General features: G+C 66.9%; 18 protein-coding genes. 9 read left to right on the top strand and 9 right to left on the bottom strand.

From position 1 onward, the window contains the following. Positions 1 to 94: 94 nt before the first annotated feature. Together ABFX29_RS15810 and ABFX29_RS15805 are read left to right on the top strand one after the other, a co-directional pair. Positions 95 to 724 (top strand): FMN reductase, encoded by a 630-nt coding sequence (locus ABFX29_RS15810; protein WP_152229564.1) that lies wholly within the window; start codon positions 95 to 97, stop codon positions 722 to 724. Between the two features lie 127 nt (positions 725 to 851). Next, a complete protein-coding gene (locus tag ABFX29_RS15805) occupies positions 852 to 1,781 on the top strand; it encodes a D-isomer specific 2-hydroxyacid dehydrogenase family protein (RefSeq protein ID WP_152229565.1) in 930 nt (309 codons plus the stop codon). Here ABFX29_RS15805 and ABFX29_RS15800 read toward each other — a convergent pair. Next, a complete protein-coding gene (locus tag ABFX29_RS15800; protein WP_152229566.1) occupies positions 1,778 to 2,572 on the bottom strand; it encodes a cyclase family protein in 795 nt (264 codons plus the stop codon). The genes ABFX29_RS15805 and ABFX29_RS15800 overlap by 4 nt on opposite strands. 166 nt (positions 2,573 to 2,738) lie before the next feature. Here ABFX29_RS15800 and ABFX29_RS15795 point away from each other — a divergent pair, with 166 nt between their 5' ends. Then, positions 2,739 to 4,412 carry a thiamine pyrophosphate-binding protein gene (locus ABFX29_RS15795; RefSeq protein WP_246167764.1) on the top strand — a complete coding sequence of 558 codons (1,674 nt, stop codon included), beginning with the start codon at positions 2,739 to 2,741 and terminating at the stop codon, positions 4,410 to 4,412. On the opposite strand, the gene ABFX29_RS15790 is transcribed toward ABFX29_RS15795, so the two are convergent. The 6 genes from ABFX29_RS15790 to ABFX29_RS15765 form a co-directional block, all read right to left on the bottom strand. Beyond that, positions 4,409 to 5,113, bottom strand: a complete 705-nt coding sequence (locus ABFX29_RS15790) for a DUF4166 domain-containing protein (protein ID WP_152229567.1) — start codon at positions 5,111 to 5,113, stop codon at positions 4,409 to 4,411. The genes ABFX29_RS15795 and ABFX29_RS15790 overlap by 4 nt on opposite strands. Continuing rightward, positions 5,110 to 5,829 carry a hypothetical protein gene (locus tag ABFX29_RS15785; protein ID WP_152229568.1) on the bottom strand — a complete coding sequence of 240 codons (720 nt, stop codon included), beginning with the start codon at positions 5,827 to 5,829 and terminating at the stop codon, positions 5,110 to 5,112. The genes ABFX29_RS15790 and ABFX29_RS15785 overlap by 4 nt, the downstream gene beginning before the upstream one ends. 47 nt (positions 5,830 to 5,876) lie before the next feature. After that, entirely contained in the window at positions 5,877 to 6,329 is a 453-nt protein-coding gene (locus tag ABFX29_RS15780; protein WP_152229569.1) for a MarR family winged helix-turn-helix transcriptional regulator, read from the bottom strand. A 42-nt stretch (positions 6,330 to 6,371) separates the two neighbouring features. Next, positions 6,372 to 6,623, bottom strand: coding sequence for a hypothetical protein (locus tag ABFX29_RS15775; RefSeq protein ID WP_152229570.1), 252 nt, complete (start codon positions 6,621 to 6,623; stop codon positions 6,372 to 6,374). Positions 6,624 to 6,770: 147 nt separating this feature from the next. Next, positions 6,771 to 10,061: a DEAD/DEAH box helicase gene (locus tag ABFX29_RS15770; protein ID WP_152229571.1), complete on the bottom strand. Its 3,291-nt coding sequence runs from the start codon at positions 10,059 to 10,061 to the stop codon at positions 6,771 to 6,773. Between the two features lie 180 nt (positions 10,062 to 10,241). Further along, positions 10,242 to 11,801, bottom strand: coding sequence for a sulfite exporter TauE/SafE family protein (locus tag ABFX29_RS15765; RefSeq protein WP_152229572.1), 1,560 nt, complete (start codon positions 11,799 to 11,801; stop codon positions 10,242 to 10,244). A gap of 128 nt (positions 11,802 to 11,929) precedes the next feature. On the opposite strand from ABFX29_RS15765, the gene ABFX29_RS15760 reads away from it, so the two are divergent. After that, the gene (locus ABFX29_RS15760) at positions 11,930 to 12,538 is read left to right on the top strand and encodes a rhodanese-like domain-containing protein (RefSeq protein ID WP_152229573.1); all 609 of its coding nucleotides are present in this window, start codon (positions 11,930 to 11,932) and stop codon (positions 12,536 to 12,538) included. Further along, a complete protein-coding gene (locus ABFX29_RS15755) occupies positions 12,535 to 13,296 on the top strand; it encodes a sulfite exporter TauE/SafE family protein (RefSeq protein WP_152229574.1) in 762 nt (253 codons plus the stop codon). The genes ABFX29_RS15760 and ABFX29_RS15755 overlap by 4 nt, the downstream gene beginning before the upstream one ends. 61 nt (positions 13,297 to 13,357) lie before the next feature. Here ABFX29_RS15755 and ABFX29_RS15750 read toward each other — a convergent pair whose 3' ends face one another. Continuing rightward, positions 13,358 to 14,749 (bottom strand): MBL fold metallo-hydrolase, encoded by a 1,392-nt coding sequence (locus tag ABFX29_RS15750; protein ID WP_152229575.1) that lies wholly within the window; start codon positions 14,747 to 14,749, stop codon positions 13,358 to 13,360. A gap of 243 nt (positions 14,750 to 14,992) precedes the next feature. Between ABFX29_RS15750 and ABFX29_RS15745 the strand changes: the two genes are divergently transcribed. The 4 genes from ABFX29_RS15745 to ABFX29_RS15730 all read left to right on the top strand — a co-directional run bounded on the left by ABFX29_RS15745 (position 14,993) and on the right by ABFX29_RS15730 (position 18,862). After that, positions 14,993 to 15,520, top strand: coding sequence for a gluconokinase (locus ABFX29_RS15745; RefSeq protein ID WP_246167765.1), 528 nt, complete (start codon positions 14,993 to 14,995; stop codon positions 15,518 to 15,520). Between the two features lie 34 nt (positions 15,521 to 15,554). Continuing rightward, entirely contained in the window at positions 15,555 to 16,958 is a 1,404-nt protein-coding gene (locus ABFX29_RS15740) for a GntP family permease (protein ID WP_152229576.1), read from the top strand. 96 nt (positions 16,959 to 17,054) lie between these two features. Continuing rightward, the gene (locus ABFX29_RS15735) at positions 17,055 to 17,816 is read left to right on the top strand and encodes an SDR family oxidoreductase (protein WP_152229596.1); all 762 of its coding nucleotides are present in this window, start codon (positions 17,055 to 17,057) and stop codon (positions 17,814 to 17,816) included. 11 nt (positions 17,817 to 17,827) lie between these two features. Continuing rightward, positions 17,828 to 18,862: an L-idonate 5-dehydrogenase gene (locus ABFX29_RS15730; protein ID WP_152229577.1), complete on the top strand. Its 1,035-nt coding sequence runs from the start codon at positions 17,828 to 17,830 to the stop codon at positions 18,860 to 18,862. A 64-nt stretch (positions 18,863 to 18,926) separates the two neighbouring features. Here the strand turns inward: ABFX29_RS15730 and ABFX29_RS15725 are convergent. Then, positions 18,927 to 19,978, bottom strand: a 1,052-nt coding sequence (locus ABFX29_RS15725; protein WP_346038504.1) for an HNH endonuclease, incomplete at its 5' end; no start/stop codon positions are given.

Genomic DNA, 19,978 nt, shown 5'->3' with positions numbered 1-19,978 from the left:
CCTAGGTAGGGGAGGGAATTATTACGGCGTGCCCTCCGTTGGCAAGGTAGATGCAATAACATGTATCTATCCGGATGTGAGGAAAGGTGCCGTCGTGGCCGAACGCAGGATTGTTGCAGTAACCGCCGGACTGGGCGTGCCGTCTTCCAGCCGCATGCTGGCAGACCAGCTCGGTGCGGCCGCCCAGGCCCGGCTCCAGGAGCTGGGGCACCACGCAGTGCTCACCACCTATGAACTCCGTGAGTATGCCGTGGATATCGCCAATGCGATGGTTTCGGGCTATGCGGCCCCCAAGCTCGAATCCCTGCTGAATGAAGTGGCCGACGCCGACGCGCTGATTGCGGTTTCCCCAGTGTTCAGCGCCTCCATGAGCGGCCTCTTCAAGTCCTTCTTCGACGTCATGGACAAGGACGCCCTGGACGCAAAGCCTGTGCTGGCTGGTGCCACGGGCGGAAGTGCCCGGCATTCGATGGTGCTGGACTTCGCGCTGCGTCCACTCTTTGCCTACCTGCGGGCGCGGGTGACGCCCACTGCCGTCTATGCCGCTCCGGACGACTGGGGCGCCGGCGGCGATGGCGTTTCCGCACTCGACGAGCGCGTGCGGCGTGCGGCGGCGGAACTGGCAACCCTGCTCGGTGACGCTCCGTCGGACCGGCCCCGGCGTGAAACTGGCGAGTCGCTGCCCTTCGAGCAGCTGCTGGCCCAGATCCAGCCCCGCGGGTAGGCGCCAGCCCCGGGTGGGGTGAATTCACCCGGCAGGCCGCCTGGACCATCCGTGCCCCTGACACGGTGCGAGGGACAGACCTACACTGCTGGGAGGCCAACACCGCAAACGAGCAGGGGCTGATGCCATGCCTGATGATGCCGCACCGGTCATAACCATCCTTCCCGAACCGCCTACCTACCTGGCTGACGCCGTGCGCGACGGCGGAGGTGTCACAGCACCGCTTTCGGCCACTACCTCAGGGCTGGTGGTGCTGGCGGGAGAACCGTTGGAGCAGCTGGAGCAGGTCCTGCGGGAACACTCCGGTATCCGGTGGATCCAGCTCTACCTGGCCGGCGCGGATCAGTGGGTGCCGTTGATGCACCAGTATCCGCAGATCCGCTGGAGCAGCGCCAAGGGGGCGTACAGCCAGCCGGTGGGGGAGTACGGGCTGACCCTGACGCTGGCAATGCTCCGCGCCGTGCCCGCGTTCGCCCGGGCGAAGACCTGGGGACCGCCGCAGGGCACCTCCCTGCACGGCAAACGGGTGGTCATCGTGGGTGCCGGCGGAGTGGGGCGGGAGATCCTTCGCCTGGTAAGCGCCTTTACCCGGCACACCACCGTTGTGCGCAGCCGGAACGAGCCGGTGCCCGGAGCTGAGCGCACCGTCACCAATGAAGGGCTCGACGACGCCCTGGGCGGCACCGACGTCGTTATCCTCGCCGCAGCGATGACCGCCTCCACCCGCCACCTCATCGACGAACGGCGCCTGGCGCAGCTGCCGCCGCATGCGGTGCTGGTCAACATTGCCCGCGGGCCGCTGGTGGACACCGATGCGCTGACGGCAGCGCTCGCCGAGGGGCGGCTGGCCGGAGCAGCGCTGGACGTCACCGATCCGCAGCCGTTGCCGGACGGACATCCGCTCTGGTCCGAGCCGCACGCCCTCATCACGCCGCACACCGCCGAAACCGAGGCAATGATTCGTCCGCACCTGGCCAACCGCGTCCGCGAGAATGTCCGCCGATTCCGCAACGGCGAGCCGCCCGAAGGCCTCGTGGACCCGGCGTTGGGGTACTAGCGCTCCACGAACGCCAGGACCCGGGCCGGGCTGGCCGTGCCGCCCACGATCTTCAGCGGAGACACCACCACCATGGCGCCGGTGGCCGGGAGCTGCGCGAGGTTCTGCAGCAGTGTGACCCCGTACTTGTTGTTGCCCAGCAGGTAGTAGTGCGCCGGGAACGGCGGATCGAACGCACCGGCGTTGCCGGCGTCGATCCCCACGGTCTCAACGCCAAGGCCGGCGATCGGTGTCTCTTCCGCCAGCCACTTGGCGCACGCCGCGGAGATGCCGGGGGTATGTGACCCGGTGTCGTCGAAGTTCAGGAACGCATCGGCGTCGTCAATGAACTTGTCCCAGCCGGTGCGCAGCAGCAGCCAGGCGCCCTCGGGCAGTGCGCCGTGCTCGGCTTCCCAGGCCTGGATGTGCTCCGGTTCCACCAGGAAATCCGGGTCCGTCGCCGCTTCGGCACTGAAATCCATGACGACGGCGGGTCCCACCAGGCGGCGGACCGGGATCTGGGAGACGTCGTCGCCGTCGCGGCCGGTAATCCAGTGCGACGGCGCGTCAACGTGCGTGCCAATATGCTCGCCGGTGTGAATGTTGTTGTGCTTCCAGAACGGCCCCGGCTCATCGAAGGCGCTGACCTGCTCCAGGCTGAAGTCGATCAGGTTCACGAAGGGATCGGGCAGTTTCAGCGTGGGAATGCCCGCGGAGAGCGGAGCGGTGAGGTCCACGACCTCCAGGGCGCCGACGTCGAGGGCCCCGATCAGGTTCTGGATCAACCCGGGTTCAGTGCTGGGAAGAGACATGTTCGTTTCCTGTCCAAGGTCGAAAAACGTTTGCCTGAGAATACCGGGGAACCATGCCGGGCGGCCCGACTGGGTCGCAACATGACGCAGGGGCGTTTGTGCCCCGGCAGCCGCGCGGTCCTAGGATTCTGGTAGACCGCGCCCGAGCAAGCACAGGAGTCCCACCATGAACCAGATGACAGTTGCCGGGCTCGTGGGCCGCACGCTGGCGCAGCTGGGCGCTGCCCACGCCTTTGGCGTGGTGGGCAGCGGCAACTTCCATCTCACCAACGCGCTGCGGGAAAACGGGGTGCCTTTTACCGCCGCACGGCATGAAGGCGGCGCGGCAACCATGGCCGACGCCTATTCCCGCATGTCAGGCCTGGTTTCGATCCTGACCACCCACCAGGGCTGCGGCCTGACCAACGCCGCCACCGGCATCGGTGAAGCCGCCAAGTCCCGGACCCCGATGATTGTCCTGACCGCCGACGCCGCCGGTGCAGCCGTGCGGTCAAACTTCCGGATCGACCAGGACGGGCTGGCCCGCAGCCTGGGGGCCGTGCCGGAACGGGTGCATTCAGCGCAGAGCGCCGTCGCCGACACCGTTCGGGCGTTCCGCACCGCGCAGAATGAACGCCGCACCGTGGTGCTGAGCGTTCCGCTCGACGTCCAGGCGCAGCCCGCTCCCGCGGAGACCCCTGACCGGGTGCCGCCGGTGGCGCCCACTGGATTCGTCCGGCCCAGCCCCGTCCTGGTGCGCGGGCTGGCGGACCTGCTTAGCACCGCGAAACGGCCGGTGTTCATCGCGGGCCGTGGCGCGCGGTATGCCGGCGAAGAGCTTAAGGCGCTGGCTGCACAGTCCGGCGCGCTGCTGGCTACCTCGGCAGTGGCGCGCGGATTGTTCGAGGGCGAAGAGTTCAACCTGGGCATCTCCGGCGGATTCTCCACCCCGGAGACGGCCGCGCTGATCCGCGAGGCCGATGCGGTCATCGGCTGGGGCTGCACGCTGAACATGTGGACCATGCGGCACGGCGCCCTGATCAACCCCGACGCCGTGGTGGTTCAGGTGGACCTGGACGATTCGGCACTGGGCGCCAACCGGGAGATCCACCTCGGCGTGATCGGTGAGTGTGCTGCCACGGCCGCCGACGTCCTGGCCGAGCTGCAGGCAGCCGAGCCGGAGCCGGCTGCGAAGTACCGTACCCCCGAAACCGCAGCCCGCATCGCCGCAGGTTCACGCTGGCAGGACGTGCCGGTGGAGGATCTGTCCACGTCCCATCGGATCGACCCGCGGGTACTCACGCTGGAACTGGACGCCCTGCTGCCCGCCGATCGGCTGGTCTCCGTGGATTCGGGCAACTTTATGGGCTACCCCTCCACCCACCTCTCCGTACCGGACGAGTTTGGTTTCTGCTTTACCCAGGCCTTCCAGTCGATCGGCCTGGGCCTGGGCACCGCGATTGGTGCGGCCCTGGCCCGTCCGGACCGGCTTCCGGTGCTGGGCACTGGGGACGGCGGATTCCTCATGGGCATTTCGGAGCTTGAGACCGCCGTGCGGCTGGGCCTTCCGCTGGTGGTGATCGTCTACAACGACGCCGCCTACGGCGCCGAGGTGCACCACTTTGGTGCCGGGGACGACGCCGCCGGGGCGGACATGGAAACGGTCACCTTCCCGGACACCGACATCGCAGCGATCGCCCGCGGCTACGGGGCTGATGGCATCACCGTCCGCACTCCGTCTGACCTGGCCGCAGTGACCCGCTGGCTCGAAGGTGCGCGAACTGCACCGCTGGTCATCGACGCCAAGATTGCCTCCGACGGCGGTGCCTGGTGGCTGGCCGAGGCGTTCAAGGGACACTAGTCCCGGATTTCCTCCCGCACCGGTCGAAGCCGGTCCGGAACCTCGGTGCCCGTAACCGCCGGAAAGGTGCAGGTGAACTCGCCGCGGTACCCGAACAGGAAGCCGAAAACAGGGTTTCGCACCTGCAGCTGGATGGTGTAGACCTGCCGCTCGTCGTCGTACGCCTCGTAAAGATCTGCGGTGCCGGTCAGCCAGCGGGGAACGGTGAAGCTCACCGGGCCCTCATGGAACCGCAGTGCCTCCGAGCGCAGGTGAAGCGAGCCGTCTTCGCGCACAGCCAGGTCCAGGTCCGTTGCCAGATGCTGATGGGTGCCAAGGTAGTCCACCACTGTTCCCCGCCTGCCGCTGTAGACCATGCTGGCGTCGAACCGCCGCGGCCGCCCGGGCCGCATCTCCAGGGTGCGGGTGAATGTGACCGTGGTGCGGCCGAATCCATCCACGTAGGGGTAGTTTTCGATGGTGAACGGCACGTTGCGGCCGCGCTCGGGAAAGAGGATGTTGCGGAAGGCCCCGAACTTCAGGAACGGCACCGTCCACCAAGCACCGCGGCGGACTTCGGAGAAAACGCCGCGGCCCACGCAGGCATAGCCCGCGTCCGGATCCACGCCAAAGCGCCGCTGGAGCATGGGGTGCAGCCGGCCGAAATTCTCCCCCAGGGCACGGGCGAAGACGGACTGGCCGGCTTCCAGGGGCGGGTTCATGCCGGCTCCGGCAGCGCAGCGAGGGACGCGGGTGGGCGGGAGGCATGCCTGTCCGGTGCGCTCCTGAGGCAGCGTGCCGCGCGGGGAACGTTCCGGCCGGGCGGCAGCAGAAAGGCGGCGGCTGCGGCAGCGGCTGCCGCAAACGCGGTCCCGGCACTGGGACGCCGAAAGAGCAGGCACAGCGATCCCGCCAGCGCTGCGGCACGGAGGCCGGTGTCCAGCAGCCAGGCACGGCGGGCACGTTCGGGCGGGATTCCGTCTTCCGCCCAGAGCCGCAGCCGGTCGAAGCTCCACGCTGTGGCCCAGCCGAGCGCCGGGCGGATCAGCGGCTCGTCCACCCAGCGGCCCAGCCGACCCCAGCCGGGCGCGTAGTCGTAGCCGGTGATGAACCTGATGCCGTCCGGGTCGGGGATGTACCGCCAGTATCCGGCGCCCGGCCCAATCGGAGAGAGCACGTCCCGGGTGGTGAATTTCAGGATGGAGGTGGCCTGGCCCTGTTTGCCGGTCCGGGTTCCGAGGGAAGTCCCGGTTCCATGGATGGTGTGCAGCGGGAGCTTGAACTCGTAGCGGAATGCCTGCGGCACGGTGCCCGGTCCGGGAATGATCGCGGTAAACCTCAGGTCCCATCGGGGATGGCAGGACGGGTCCTGGGTCAGCGTCCACAACCGCTCCAGCGGTGCCCGGACCGGTATTTCCACGTAGACCTGTTTCCCCATGTCAGGAGACTACCCGTCCTGGCGGTGCCGTCCCCCGGGGCATGCGATCACATGCCGGGCGTGTCCTGGGTGTCCGGGCCGTCCTTCCAGCCCAGGTTGGCGGCCATCCGCTGCATGACGGAAACCAGTGCGGTGTACTCTTCCTCGGAAACATCAATGGTCAGCTGGTCCCGGATGCGCTCGACGGCGCCGCGGAGGTTCTCCAGGCTGCGCGTCCCGAGGTCCGTCAGCGAGTACTGGCCGTCGCTCACCGCAACCCAGCCGCTTTCGGCGAGTTCCTCGATGAGCTCTGCGGATGTGCCGGCTTCCACCGCTGGAAAGAAGGGTTTGAGCTGGTCGGAGAGTTCCTTCTCGCTGGCAGGCCCGTTGGTGAGCAGGTTCATCATCTGCCACTGCCGCCGGGTGACGCCGTGTTCTTCGAAACTCGCGCCGAACTGCTCATCGACCAGCTGGTCCAGCAGTTTGAGCCAAAAGCCTATGGGACGTTCCTGGGTAGCCATCCACCCACTGTACAAACCGTGGCCGGTGCTGGGAATGGCAGCCTAGAAGCGGGCCTGCGTTCCACAGGAAGGGCAGGGTCCGGAGCGCGCCAGCTCAACGCACACCACGCAGATCGGCAGGTGTTCGTTGTCGCTGCGGAGCGGCCGGTTGGGCATGGTCTTGCCGCAGTACGGCTTGGGCCGCCGGGCGTGCTGCATGGCCCGGCGCTTGCAGGGGGTGCAGAAGACATGCACCAGTTCATCGCTGTCCGCCGGTGGTGCTTGGACGGGGCGGACGGCTTCCTTGACGCTCATGATTCCCAAGTTAGCGACTTCTACGGTATGTAGAATTTTGGGGTATGGGCGGGAAAGCCTGCAAACGCGCGGATCGGGGCGGATTCCGGGCCGCAAGCTGTGCACGAATTCACCGGAAGCTGTGGCGCCGGCGGCAGATCCCGGACCCTACTGCAGCAGTTCGCGGATGTCCTCTGCGGTGAGTGCGGAACTGAATACGGCGTCGTCGTCCATCACCGAGGAAAACAGGGCAGCTTTCTGCTCCTTGAGTGCCATGACCTTTTCCTCGATCGTGCCCCGGGCCACCATCCGGTAGACCATCACGGAACGTTTCTGTCCGATCCGGTGGGTGCGGTCCACGGCCTGGGCTTCCGTAGCCGGATTCCACCAGGGGTCCAGCAGGAAAACGTAGTCTGCCTCGGTCAGGTTCAGGCCGAACCCGCCGGCCTTCAGGCTAATCAGGAAGACCGGTGCCTGGCCGTCCTTGAACGCGGAAATGACGTCCGAACGGTTGCGGGTGGAACCGTCCAGATAGGTGTAGGCGATGCCGGCGTCATCCAGCCGCTGCGCTGCAAGTTTCAGGAAGGACGTGAACTGGCTGAAGACCAGGGCGCGGTGCCCCTCGGCCGTCACGTCCTCAAGCTGCTCCAGCAAAGCGTCGAGTTTCGCCGACGGCACCCCGGTGTTCTCCGGATCCACCAGGGACGCGTCCAGGCTCAGCATGCGCAGCAGGGTCAGCGACCGGAAAACGATCATCCGGTTCCGGTCCATGTCCTCGATCAGGCCCATCAGCTTCTGCCGTTCGCGCTGCAGATGGGTCTCGTAGATCTTGCGGTGCTTGGGGGTGAGGTCCACTTCCAGAACCTGCTCCTGCTTGGCAGGCAGGTCCGAGGCCACGGCCTCCTTGGTGCGGCGCAGCATGAGGGGCTTAATGCGGCGGCGCAGCTTGCCCAGCTGGGCCATGTCCTGGGACTTTTCGATCCGCCGCTGGTACTCCTCGGCAAACCTCCGGGCGGAGGGGAAGAGCCCCGGAGCCACAATCGCGAACATGGACCAGAGCTCCATCAGGTTGTTTTCCATGGGAGTGCCGGTGATGGCCAGCTTGAATGGTGCCGGGAGGTCCCGGGCGCACTGGTTGGCGCGCGTGGTTCGGTTCTTCACGAACTGTGCCTCATCCAGGATCAGCCCGTCCCAGTCCTGGACCCGGTAGGCCGCGAAATCCAGGCGGAACACGGCATAGGACGTCACCACGATGTCCGCTCCGGCGATCAGATCGCCCAGCTTGCGCCGGGATTTGCTGCTGGTGTCCGGAATGGAGACTGTCCGCAGGTCCGGCGTGAAACGGGCGGCTTCAGAAATCCAGTTGGGGACCACCGACGTCGGGGCCACCACCAGGAACGGGCGGCCCGCCGCGCTGCCGGCAGCCTGCTGTTCGCGGGCACGGGCGATCAGGGCGAGGGTCTGCAGGGTCTTGCCCAGGCCCATGTCGTCAGCCAGGACGCCGCCAAGCCCGTGCTCCCAGAGGAAAGCCAGCCAGTTGTAGCCCTGCACCTGGTAGGGGCGCAGATCAGCCTGCAGCCCGGCCGGCAGCGGGACGGTTTCCACGGATTCGAGTTCCAGCAGGCCGCTGACCGCGCTGCGCCAGGCTGCTGCCTGTTCGGTCTCCTCAGCCAGTTCTTCCAGCTCTGCCCAGAGCCCGGCCTGGTACCGGCTGATCCCCAGCTGGCCGGTGTCCCACTCCTGCAGTGCCTGGGCTTCCTCGATGAGCGCATGCAGCCGCTCAAATTCGGGCCGGTCCAGGGAGAGGTAGGTGTTGTCCACCAGCTTGATCTTGGTCTTGCCTTTGGCAATGGCCTTGAAGACGTCGGCAAAAGCCACCTGCCGGCCTTCCACGGTGATCATCACCGCGAGGTCGAACCAGTCCCGGCGTTCGGTTTCCACGGTGGTGATCTTCAGCTGCGGGGCGGAGGTGAGCTCGCGGTAATCCGGACGCTCACCGAGGATATCCACGCGGATGCCGTCTGCCTTCTGCAGTTTCGGCAGGGTGTATTCACTGAACTCTGCGGTCTCAATCTCGTGCAGCACGGTGTTGTGCGGCGCCCGGCCAAGCACCTGCCGGGCCGATTCCAGCAGTTCCGTCTCGGCTCCGATGTCCCGTGCCGCAGGGTCCGCGGGGGAGGGCCTGCTGTCCAGCGGCATACGGGTGGAAGAAGTGCCCTGCCGGTATTCGAACTCCCATTCCAGTGCCAGCTCGTCTTCCGGCTGGAACCCCGCGGTGAGCACCAGGACGGGCGGCTCAACCTCGGGGAACTGGACCGACTCGTCGCTGCTGGTCACCGGAATGACCTGCCGGAGCTTGGGATAGAACTTCTCCAGGAAGAGTGCGGTGTCCGATTCCGGGATGGTCACGGGCGCGTTTCCTGCCAGGAGCGTACGGTCCTGTTCGGTGAGTGTCCGCGGGCTGGGAGCCAGCAGGATCAGGCCGCTGGCCGCCTGCACATACAGCCCGTGGCTGCCAATAATGCCGGCGGAATCCAGGGGGTAGGGGTGCCCGTCGATTTCCAGGCTGGGCAGCAGCTGCAGCGGGGCCGCAGCCTCGGTCTGGGCTGAGCGCACGTCCAGGGCCAGGACGGCCTCGGAGCCCACCTGGACGCTGATGTCCTTTTTGGTCCCGACGAATTCAACGCCCAGCCGCCGTGCTTCGGACAGCAGCTGCCACAGCAGGGGGTTGGCGAAGTCGTCCAGGTAGAGCCAGGAGTCGTTCTGGCCAAAATAGCTGACGCCGTTGGACCGGTGCAGGGCGGGGAACTGGGAGAACCAGCGGTGTTGTTCGGGGTCCAGTTTCAAGCCGTAGGTCTGGTAGGCAAGGTTGGTCCAGGCGAGGTTATTCTTGACCCAGGCGCCGCGGGCGTTGCGGACCACGGGGCGGACGCCGAGCCGCCAGGCAGGTGCGCGGACACTTCGGCGGGAGGCGGGTGGCCCCCACACTCCGGAGGAGCCGCCGTCGCGCCGGCGCAGCTCAAACTGCAGGCCGAGCGGCGTGACCTTGGCGGGTTCGCTGCCTGCCGAGCCCTCCAGCAGGCCCTGGAGCGATGCCTGCCAGGCGGGCACGGCCGGTTTCGCGGACGCGCTGCGCAGTTCCTGCCGGCCGATGAGATGTTCTGTGTTGCTGTGCAGTGCCACGGCGGCAACATGCTTGCAGTCGTAGCCAACCGGGCAGCTGCAGTGGTTGTCCACCAAGCGGTAGTCGCCCTGCCGCTTGGCTTCCAGGACCAGCATCGTGTTGTACGGGGTGCTGGAATGGCCGTGCACGCGGGCGCGCAGGACGCCGCCTGCAGCGTCCCAGTCCAGGGAGTCGACCGCCCCGCCCTTGGCATAGCCCTGCCCCCGCTGGAATGCGGAGCCGCCGACCACTCGGATGATGTCGGTGACATCGATCAGGGGCATGGTTGCAGGCATGGTTTTATCGTCTCACGCACCCCCGACACTCCCCACGCGGGAGCGTCCCTGCAGGTCGCAGCGGGGGAGGCGTTGCCGTTTGGCCTTTTGGTTCCCTAAACGGGTAGCATCACCTGTAACGCAGATCACAAAGGCGTGATCTGCGTGCAACGCTTAGATCACCGCCGGAAAACCCCGGGATCACCCTCCGCCGGCACAGGCCGAGCGAACAAAACCGTACACCGCAGCCGTGAATTCTGCCGGCGGTTCAAGCCGCAGCTGCCCGTTGCGCGTGGCGGCGATCCCCACCTCCAGCGGAAACCGCGTTCCAGCCTTGTCTTCGGCCAGCGCATGCGAGTCGCAGCGAGCCGGAACTGCGGCCAGCTTCAGCACGGATGGCTCATCGTCAGCGTCCACTTCGATTTCACGCGGCCAGGGGTCGCCCGGTGCCTCGCTGAGCAGCGTCGTCGGGCCTATCCGCACATTGACCATGCCGGAGCCGCCGCTGGGAGTCACCAGAATGCGGACGACGGCGGTGCGGCCGTCCGCTGCAACCTCCAGTTCCGGTGCCAGGGCAAAGGAGGCGACGGCGTCGACCTCCTGCTGCAGACAGTCCTGCCCGTGTGCCTGAGCCACCGTCCGGTAGGGGTCTGTTGCTGGAATAATGAGTTCCCCCGCCGCACCAAGTTCCAGGCGCACGGAGGACTCAAAACCGGGGCCGTGATTCCCGCATGCCGCCTCCGGCAGTTCCACGGGAAGCGCCACCCTGCCGCCGGGACGCAGGGTGGTGGCATCGCCGTCGGCGGGAGTCCACGGCGCGGGTTCGGAGTAGGCGGCGCTTTCCAGCTGGGCGGCGCTGATCACCAGGTCCTCCTCGGTCAGGTTCTCCACCAGCACGTTCAGGCTCCGTTCGCCGAAACTCAGCCTGCTCGCGGCCAGGCTGGCGCTGGCTGCAGGTGGTTCTTCCGGCGCCTCGGCAGCTTGTGTGGGCAGCAACCTGGGGATGGTTTGCACCAGGACGCCTGCGGCGACAGTGAAAATGACCGCCGCGAAAATACGGCTGACGACCGCTTGGTTGAGCCGGTGCGCCAGCCGTGCCGCCGCGAGTGAGGCGGCCATCGCCATGGCGGCGAAGCTCAGGGCCAAAGCCCAGTCGATGGTCAGGCCATCCAGGTGCGCTGCGAATCCCGACGCCGAATTGACGGCGATGATTACCAGCGAGGTGCCGATGGCGCGGGTCATCGGCACGCCCAGGAGCAGGGTCAGGGCCGGAATGATCAGGAAGCCGCCTCCTACCCCGAGCATCCCCGTGAGGAACCCGACCACCAGTCCCACGGGAATGCCGCGCAGCGCCAGTCCGCCCCAGCCGCCGTGCTCCGCGGACCGCATTGCGGAAGCGGTGTTCCGGGCGCTGGCCAGCATCCGTACCCCGGCGACGATCATGATCAGGGCAAAGCACAGCATCAGCCAGTCAGGGTCCAGCAGTTCTCCCACTGCAGCCCCGGCCCAGGAGGCCGGGATGCCCGGCACGGCGATCATCAGCACCAGCGGCCAGCTCACGTCCCGCTGAAGCCGCGGCACTGCGCCGGCCAGCGATGCCAGCCCGACGACGATCAAGGAGGTGGGTACGGCCTCCTCCGGTTCCAGCCCCACCACATAAACCAGTGCAGGGACGGCAATGATGGCGCCGCCGGCACCGACCAGTCCCACGACGGCGCCGACGGCCAGTCCCACTGCCAATCCGAGCAGCACCGTCTCCATGGAGCAACATTCCCAGATAGCGGCGGCGAGGGATAGGGGCGGCGTTAGATACCCCCGGGGGTGTTTTGCATACCCCCATGGGTATATGGGATTGTGGAGGTTCCCCCACTTCCTTCGAAAGGATCCCCATGACTGCGAACACCCCCGCGGCCGTAACCTCCGTTGATGCGCAGACCCTCCGCACCTGGATGAAGGACCCGGACGACCTGATCGTCATCGACGTCCGTTTCGCCGCCGAGTTCGAAGCCATGCACATCCGCGGCTCCTACAACGTGCCGCTTCCACTGCTCTCCGAGCACACCGACGAACTGGCCGAGCGCCTGGGCAAGCGCGTTGTGCTCGTCTGCCAGTCCGGCACCCGCGCCGAGCAGGCCCGCACCCGCCTCGGCGGTGCCGGCATCGGTTCGGCCCACGTGCTCACCGGCGGAGTCCCTGCCTTCGCAGCAGCCGGCGGCGATGTGGTCCGCGGCCAGAAGCGCTGGGACCTGGAACGCCAGGTCCGTATGGTGGCCGGTTCCGCCGTCGTCCTGGGCCTGGCCGGCGGACGCTTTGTTTCCCCGAAGCTGCGGATGCTCGCCGGCGGCATCGGCGCTGGCCTGACCTACTCCGCTGCCACCAACTCCTGCGCCATGGGCGCGGCGCTGGCCAAGATGCCGTGGAACCGCACTGCTTCCGAGCCAACCCGTGAGTCCGCCATCCAGTCGCTCCCCAAGCAGGGCGGACCGGCGGCGTCATGACCTCCACGCTGGTGCTGGTTCTTGGCTTGTCCCTGCTGATCGGGCTGTCGCTTGGCCTGCTGGGCGGCGGCGGCTCCATTCTGACGGTGCCGATCCTGGTCTACGTCGCCGGGTTCGGCGCCAAGGAAGCCATCGCGTCCTCCCTGTTCGTGGTGGGCGTGACCTCCGCGGTCAGCGTGATCGGCCATGCCCGCAACGGCCGGGTGCGCTGGCGGACCGGACTGATCTTCGGTGCCGCAGGCATGGCCGGAGCGTTCGTGGGAGGCCTGCTGGGCAGCCGCATCCCGTCCGTGGTGCTGATGGTCGCGTTCTCGTTCATGATGATCGCGACCTCGATCGCCATGCTCCGGGGCCGCCGCAAGGCCGACCCGGACAAGGCCTACTCCGACCTGCCGATCCTTCGCATCCTCGCTGACGGTGCAGTGGTTGGCCTGGTCACCGGCCTCGTTGGCGCCGGCGGCGGGTTCCTGGTGGTTCCCGCCCTGGCCCTGCTCGGCGGCATGCCGATGGCGATCGCGGTGGGTACCTCGCTGGTGGTCATTGCCATGAAGTCCTTCGCCGGACTGGCCGGATACCTGACCACCGTGCAGATCGACTGGAGCATGACCCTGGCCGTGACGGCCATGGCGATTGTCGGCTCACTCATCGGAGCCAAACTGGTTGGCCGGATTCCCGAGGCCGCCCTGCGGAAGGCCTTCGGCTGGTTCGTGCTGGCCATGGGCGCGTTTGTCCTGGTGCAGGAGATCATCGGACTGTAGCCGAAGTGGACAGCGAAAAACCCCGGCCCGCGAGATGCGGACCGGGGTTCTTTCGCTGGTGCTACGACGCGTGCGCGGCAGCCCAGGCGGGGTAGGCGCCTTCGAGCTCAACGACGTCGTACCCGGCGTTGCGCAGGGCGTTGCCGACGATCGAGCTGCGCATGCCGCTGGCGCAGTAGGCCACGATCGTGCCTTCGGCCGGCAGTTCGTCCAGGTTCCACAGCGCGCGTCCACCGTGCAGCTGGTGCGAGCCGGGGATATTGCCGGCGGCGTGCTCGGTGCGGGCGCGGACGTCCAGCACCATTGCTGCGTCGAAGGAATCCAGGCCCGCGGCGGTGATGGTTGCCGGCGCGGCCTGGGGGAGTCCTTCCAGGCTGGTGACGAAGCCGGCGACGTCGTCAATGCCAACGCGTGCCAGGGAATCCCGCACGGCGTGGGCCTGGTCCTGGCCTGCGGTGAGCAGGATCAGCGGGCGGGTGCGCTCGGACTCGGGGTCCACGGCCCAGGCGCCGAAGCTGGCGGTCTTGCCGCCGGCCGGGATGTGCAGGGCACCGGGGACGGTTCCCTTGTGCAGCTCGGGGACGCTGCGGGTGTCCACGAAGGTGGCCTCGCGGGTCTCGAGCCGGGATACGACGTCGGCGGCCGGGAGCTCGGCCAGCGGCTCGCGGGTGCCCAGTATGGCCGGGCCCTGCTTGTTCTGCTTCTTCATCCGGGCGAAGTAGGCGTGTGCTTCGGGCTGTCCGTCGAGGAGTTCGTTGATGAAGCCCTGCTCATCGTTGGCGGCGAGGTAGGGCCCCCACCAGGCGTAGAGGCGCTCGTAGCCCACGGTGGAGGAGGGGATGGCGCCCAGCGCCTTGCCGCAGGCGCTGCCTGCGCCGTGGCCGGGGTGCACCTGAACGTAGTCGGGGAGGGTGAGGAACTTGTCCCGCAGGCTGGCGAACATCTGCTTGGCGCCTTCGAAGCGGGTGTCGACGCCGCCGGCTGCTTCATCGAGCAGGTCGGGGCGGCCGAGGTCGCCGGCGAAGACAAAGTCTCCGGAGAGCAGGTAGCCGGCCTGGTCGGTGAACGCACCGTCCGTGACCAGGTAGGACAGGTGCTCGGGGGTGTGGCCCGGGGTGTGGAGGGCCTTGATGGTGAGGTTGCCGATGGTGATGGCATCGCCGTCGTACATCCGGGTGCCCTCGAAACCGTACTGCCAGTCCGCTCCGCCTTCGCCGGAGACATAGATCTGCGCGCCCGTGGCGGCGGCCAGTTCACGTGTACCGGAGAGGTAGTCGGCGTGGATGTGGGTCTCGGTCACCGCGGTGATTCTCATGCCGTTCGCAGCGGCGAGCTCAAGGTAAGGGGCGACGTCGCGGCGGGCGTCGACGACGATCGCCTCGCCCAGGCGCTGGCAGCCGATGAAGTAGCTGGCCTGTGCCAGGTCCTCGTCGTAGATGCGTTCGATAAGCATGGGTACTCCTTTGGGGGTCGGGATAGTCCCACGGTAATACCCCCAGGGGTATAAATCCAAATACCTACGGGGGTATCCGCCGTTCAGGTTTGAGTCCTGGGCGAACCGTACTGCCGGGCGCGTGCTGCCGTCGTGTGTTTGCCGCCGTCGCGGTTGGTGCTATCTTGGTCCTGATAAATCTGATTTATTACTGGCCTAGCCACAACCAAATCAGATGTAATGGCGCGTCTGAGGAGTTTTGCCATGTCGTTGGCGAACGAGCAATATCCCCCGCTTGTGGTGATGGGAGTACAGGGCTGCGGCAAGTCCACCGCCGGACAGGCCGTGGCTGCTCGCCTGGGCTTGCCGTTCCTGGACGGGGATGATCTGCACCCGGCCAGCAACAAGGCGAAGATGGCCTCCGGGCACCCCCTGACGGATGAGGACCGCGAGCCGTGGCTGCGCGCCATCGGCCGTGAATTGGCCTCCGGGCTGGAGAACGGAACCGCCACCGTGGTGGCATGCTCGGCGCTGAAGCGCCAGTACCGTGACCTGATCCGCTCCTACGCGCCGGACACACAATTCATCCACCTGGAAGGCTCCCGCGAGCTGATTGCCGAAAGGCTCAGCCGGCGCGACCACGAGTACATGCCGCCGACCCTGCTGGACTCGCAGTTTGCCACCCTTGAACCCCTCGGCGAGGATGAGGCCGGAATCCGGCTGAGCATCACGCTGAGCCTAGATGAAATCGCCGCCGCCGCTGCAGCTGCGTTCACCCCTGCCGGATCCTGATCCCGGCACTGAATCCCATCCTGATAGGACAACGATGACCGATCTTGAGCTCAACTGGACGCTGGGTACTCCCGGCCTCCTGCTGATCGCCGTCGCAGCAATTGCCCTGCTGCTCGTGATGATCATGAAATTCCGTATCCACGCCTTCCTGGCGCTGATCCTGGTCAGCCTGCTGACCGCCGTCGCGACGGGCGTGCAGGCCGGGGACATTGTCCCCACCATGCTCAGCGGCTTCAGTTCCACCCTCGGAACCGTGGCGCTATTGGTGGGCCTCGGCGCCATGCTGGGCCGCATGCTGGAGGTTTCCGGCGGCGCCGAAGTGCTGACCAATGCCCTGATCAACAAGTTCGGCCAGAAGCGTGCTTCGCTGGCCCTTTCGGTGGCCTCGCTGCTGTTCGGTTTCCCGATCTTCTTCGACGCCGGCCTTGTGGTCATGCTGCCGATCATCTTTACCGTTGCCCGCCGCATGGGCGGCTCGCTGCTGACCTACGCCTTCCCGGCTGCTGCGGCTTTCTCCGCGATGCACATCTTCGTGCCGCCGCATCCCGGTCCCGTGGCCGCTACCGGCCTGCTGGGCGCCGACGTCGGACTGGTCCTGATCTTCGGCCTGATCGTTGCAATTCCCACCTGGTACCTCGCCGGTTACCTGTTCGGCCACTTCCTGGGCCGCAAGTTCAACATCCCCGTGCCGTCCATCCTGGATGCGCCCAAGGGTTCGGTCGAGTCCGAGTTCCGCTCCTCGCCCAGCCTGGGCACCATCATCACACTGCTGCTGCTCCCGTTCGTGCTGATCTTCCTCAACACCGGCCTGAACATGGCTGCCGCCGCCGACCTCGTTTCCCTTGACGACACCTGGGTGCAGATCCTGCGCATGCTCGGTGAAACCCCGGTCGCCCTGCTGATCACCGTCTTCCTGGCCATGTGGCTGCTCGGGCGCCGCCAGGGCAAGAAGGGCACCCTGATCGAGACCGTGGTTGACTCCGCACTCGGCCCTGTCTGCTCCATCATCCTCATCACCGGTGCCGGTGGAATGTTCGGCGGCGTCCTGCGCGCCAGCGGCATCGGCAACGCGATCGCTGATTCGCTGGACGCTGTCGGCCTGCCGGTCATCGTGGCCGGCTTCGTGATCGCTGCGATCGTCCGTGTGGCGCAGGGTTCGGCCACCGTTGCCCTGACCACGGCGGCTGCCCTGGTGCAGCCCGTGGTCCTGGACAACCCCGACTTCAACGCGGTACAGACCGTGGCGATCGTGCTGGCACTCGCTGCCGGTTCCGTCTTCGCCGGCCACGTCAACGACTCAGGCTTCTGGCTGGTCAGCCGGTTCTTCCAGATGGACACCAAGACCACGCTGAAGACCTGGACCGTTGGCCAGGCGCTGATCGGCGTCGTCGGCTTCATCCTGGCCCTGGCGATCTACCTGGTCGCCTCGGGGTTCTAGTACATCCATCCGGCCGGGAGCAGTATTGCTCCCGGCCGTTTTGGTACCCGGATTTTTCCCGGGTGCCTGAGAGGAGCTGTTGTTTTGACTGCCAACATGTTTGATATTTCCGGGCGGATTGCCCTGGTCACCGGGTCCAGCCGGGGCATCGGCAACGCGATTGCCCGCGGGCTCGCCGGTGCCGGCGCCGTCGTCGTCCTGAACGGGCTGGACGCTGACCGGCTGGAAGGAGCGCGGGCTGCGCTGGCCGCGGAGTTCGGGGAGGACCGCATCTTCGCACGTCGGTTCGATGTCACCGACGCTGCTGCAGCGGCCGACGGCGTGGCCTGGGTTGAGCGGGAGATCGGCCCGCTTGAGATCCTGGTCAACAACGCCGGTGTGCAGCACCGCGTGCCGATGCTGGAGCTCGACGTCGAGGACTGGGAACGCGTGATGCGTACCAACCTGACCAGCGCCTTCCTGGTGGGGCGTGAAGCTGCCCGGCACATGATTCCGCGTGGACGGGGCAAGATCATCAACATCGCCTCGGTGCAGGCGGATCTGGCACGGCCTACCATCGCTCCGTACACGGCATCCAAGGGCGGAATCCGGAACCTGACGCGTGCCATGACCGCCGAATGGGCGGCAGAGGGATTGCAGATCAACGCGATCGCTCCGGGATACATCCACACCGAGATGACCCAGAACCTGGTCGATGACGAGGCCTTCAACTCCTGGATCCTGGGCCGCACTCCGGCCCGGCGGTGGGGGAGCGTGGAGGACATCGTCGGTCCGGCGATCTGGCTGGCATCGGATGCGTCGAACTTCGTCAACGGTCAGATCGTCTTCATTGACGGCGGCATGACCACAGTGGTGTGAAAGGCAGGACCATGGAGATTCTTGGAGTAGTAGCGCACGGAGCCGGTGACCTGCGGGTTGAACCCGTTGAGATGGATGCCCCGGCCGCCGATGAGGCTGTTGTGGAGATCGCGTACGGCGGAGTGTGCGGGTCCGACCTGCACTACTGGCAGCACGGCGCTGCCGGTGAGTCGATTCTGAAGGCTCCGATGCTGCTGGGCCATGAGGTTGTGGGGCGGGTTGTCCGTGCTGCAGCTGACGGATCCGGGCCTGCTGAGGGTGCCGCTGTGGCGGTTCATCCGGCGACCCCCGGTCCCGGTGACGGGTCCCGGTATCCCGAGGACCGGCCGAACCTTTCTCCCGGTTGCACCTATCTGGGCAGCGCAGCCCGGTTCCCTCATACCGAGGGTGCCTTTGCGCGCTTCGTGAACCTTCCGACCAGGATGCTGCGGGTGCTGCCGGAGACGCTTCCGATGCGCCGTGCCGCATTGATTGAGCCTGCCGCCGTGGCCTGGCATGCGGTTTCGCGTGCCGGTGACGTGCGGGGCAAGCGGGTGCTGGTGACCGGTTCGGGTCCGATTGGTGCGCTCATCACCGCGGTGCTCCGGGCGAAGGGCGCCGGCGAAATCATCACGACGGACATGCACGAGTTCCCGCTTCAGACTGCGCGGGCCGTGGGTGCCACGCGCAGCCTCCTGGCGACTGATGCCGACGGTATCGCTGCAGTGGATGCCGACATCTGCTTTGAGTCGTCGGGAAGCTACCGGGGCCTGATGTCTGCCGTTCAGGGTGCGACGCGTGGCGGACGCGTGGTCATGGTGGGTCTGTTGCCCTCGGGCGAACAGCCTGCGCTGATCTCCCTGGCGATTACACGGGAACTCGAGCTGGTTGGGTCCTTCCGGTTCAACGACGAGATCGACGAGGTGATCGCGGCTCTTGCTGACGGAACCCTGCAGGCGGATCCCGTGATCACCCACGAATTTGCCGTGGAGGATGCGCTGGAAGCGTTCGAGGTTGCGAGGGATGCATCGGTCAGCAGCAAGGTTCTGCTGCGTTTCGGCGACTGAGGCTGGCTTGACGGCCGATGTAGTCCGTTGGCGGGGATTACATCGGCCGGGGACCGCGTCCAGCTCACGGGTTGCCCGGCAGGGATGGTGCCGTCGAGATGTGGGTGTGCCCGGTGGGCGTCGTTGTTCGGACGGTGTGCCGGGTTGCCGGTCCGTGTGGTGCGGACCGGGGTGCGGCCGCAATCTCTGCTGCGTCAATCCGGGCCGAAGAACCTGGAGCTCTTATGGTTGCTGCGCTCCAGCCAGGTGCTTCCTTGGCCTGATTGCAGGCTTCGCAGAGTCCCTGACCGTTGGTGTAGCTGGTGGGCCCGCCTTCTGCATGTGGCTGGATGTGGTCGATGTGCCGGATCGGTGCGTCGCACCACGGTGTGCGGCAGGTTTGGTCCCGTGTGCGGATCAGCCGTGCCAGCCCGGCGGGGAACGCGCGGGCCTTGGATTCCATCGCGGTCAGTTCCCCGGACAGCGGGTCCAGGTACAGGCGGCGCAGACTCACCAAAGACGCATGCTCCTGCGCTGGCTCCACGGTTGGGTCGGGGGCCGGTTCTGGTCCCACCGACGGTTCCGGTTCCGGTTCCGGTCCGGGCCGTACTGGAGCGTCCCGTCTAGAGCTTTCCGTGTCCGACGATGCCTCCCGGCATTTACCGGTATCCAGCGCGGAGCGGACCAGCTCCCGCCCCCAGACGCCGGGAACGATGCCGTAACCGGGGAAGTACGCGGGGGTGTCCCTGTGTGCTGTCGTCGCTAGGGACGAGCCCATAGCTCCCGATGCTCCTGTTGCTCCGGGTATTCCAGGTGCTCCCGGTGTCCCCGTTGCTCCCGACATGCCCGGCGCTACGAGCACTCCCGACACTCCGGGCGCTCCGGGCGCTCCTGGCACTCCCGGTACTCCCGGCGTTCCGGGTACTCCGGGCGCTCCGGGCGTTTCGGGTGACCCGCCCGAGGCGGTTATGGGTTCCGGGTGCAGGATTCCGGTGAGCAGGGTCCGATCGGTAATGACCAGCTGCACCTCAACCGGAACCCGGTCAGCTGTTGCCTGCCCGGTGACGCGTTCTACGAGGGTGTCGGCCATGATCTGGCCCCGGCCACGCTCGTCCCCTGACGCACGCAGCGAATCCG

Source organism: Arthrobacter gandavensis (assembly GCF_039528575.1).
Taxonomy (GTDB): domain Bacteria; phylum Actinomycetota; class Actinomycetes; order Actinomycetales; family Micrococcaceae; genus Arthrobacter_B; species Arthrobacter_B citreus_B.
Note: the sequence above shows the minus strand (reverse complement) of the source record. Positions and strands in the feature narration are given on the sequence as shown.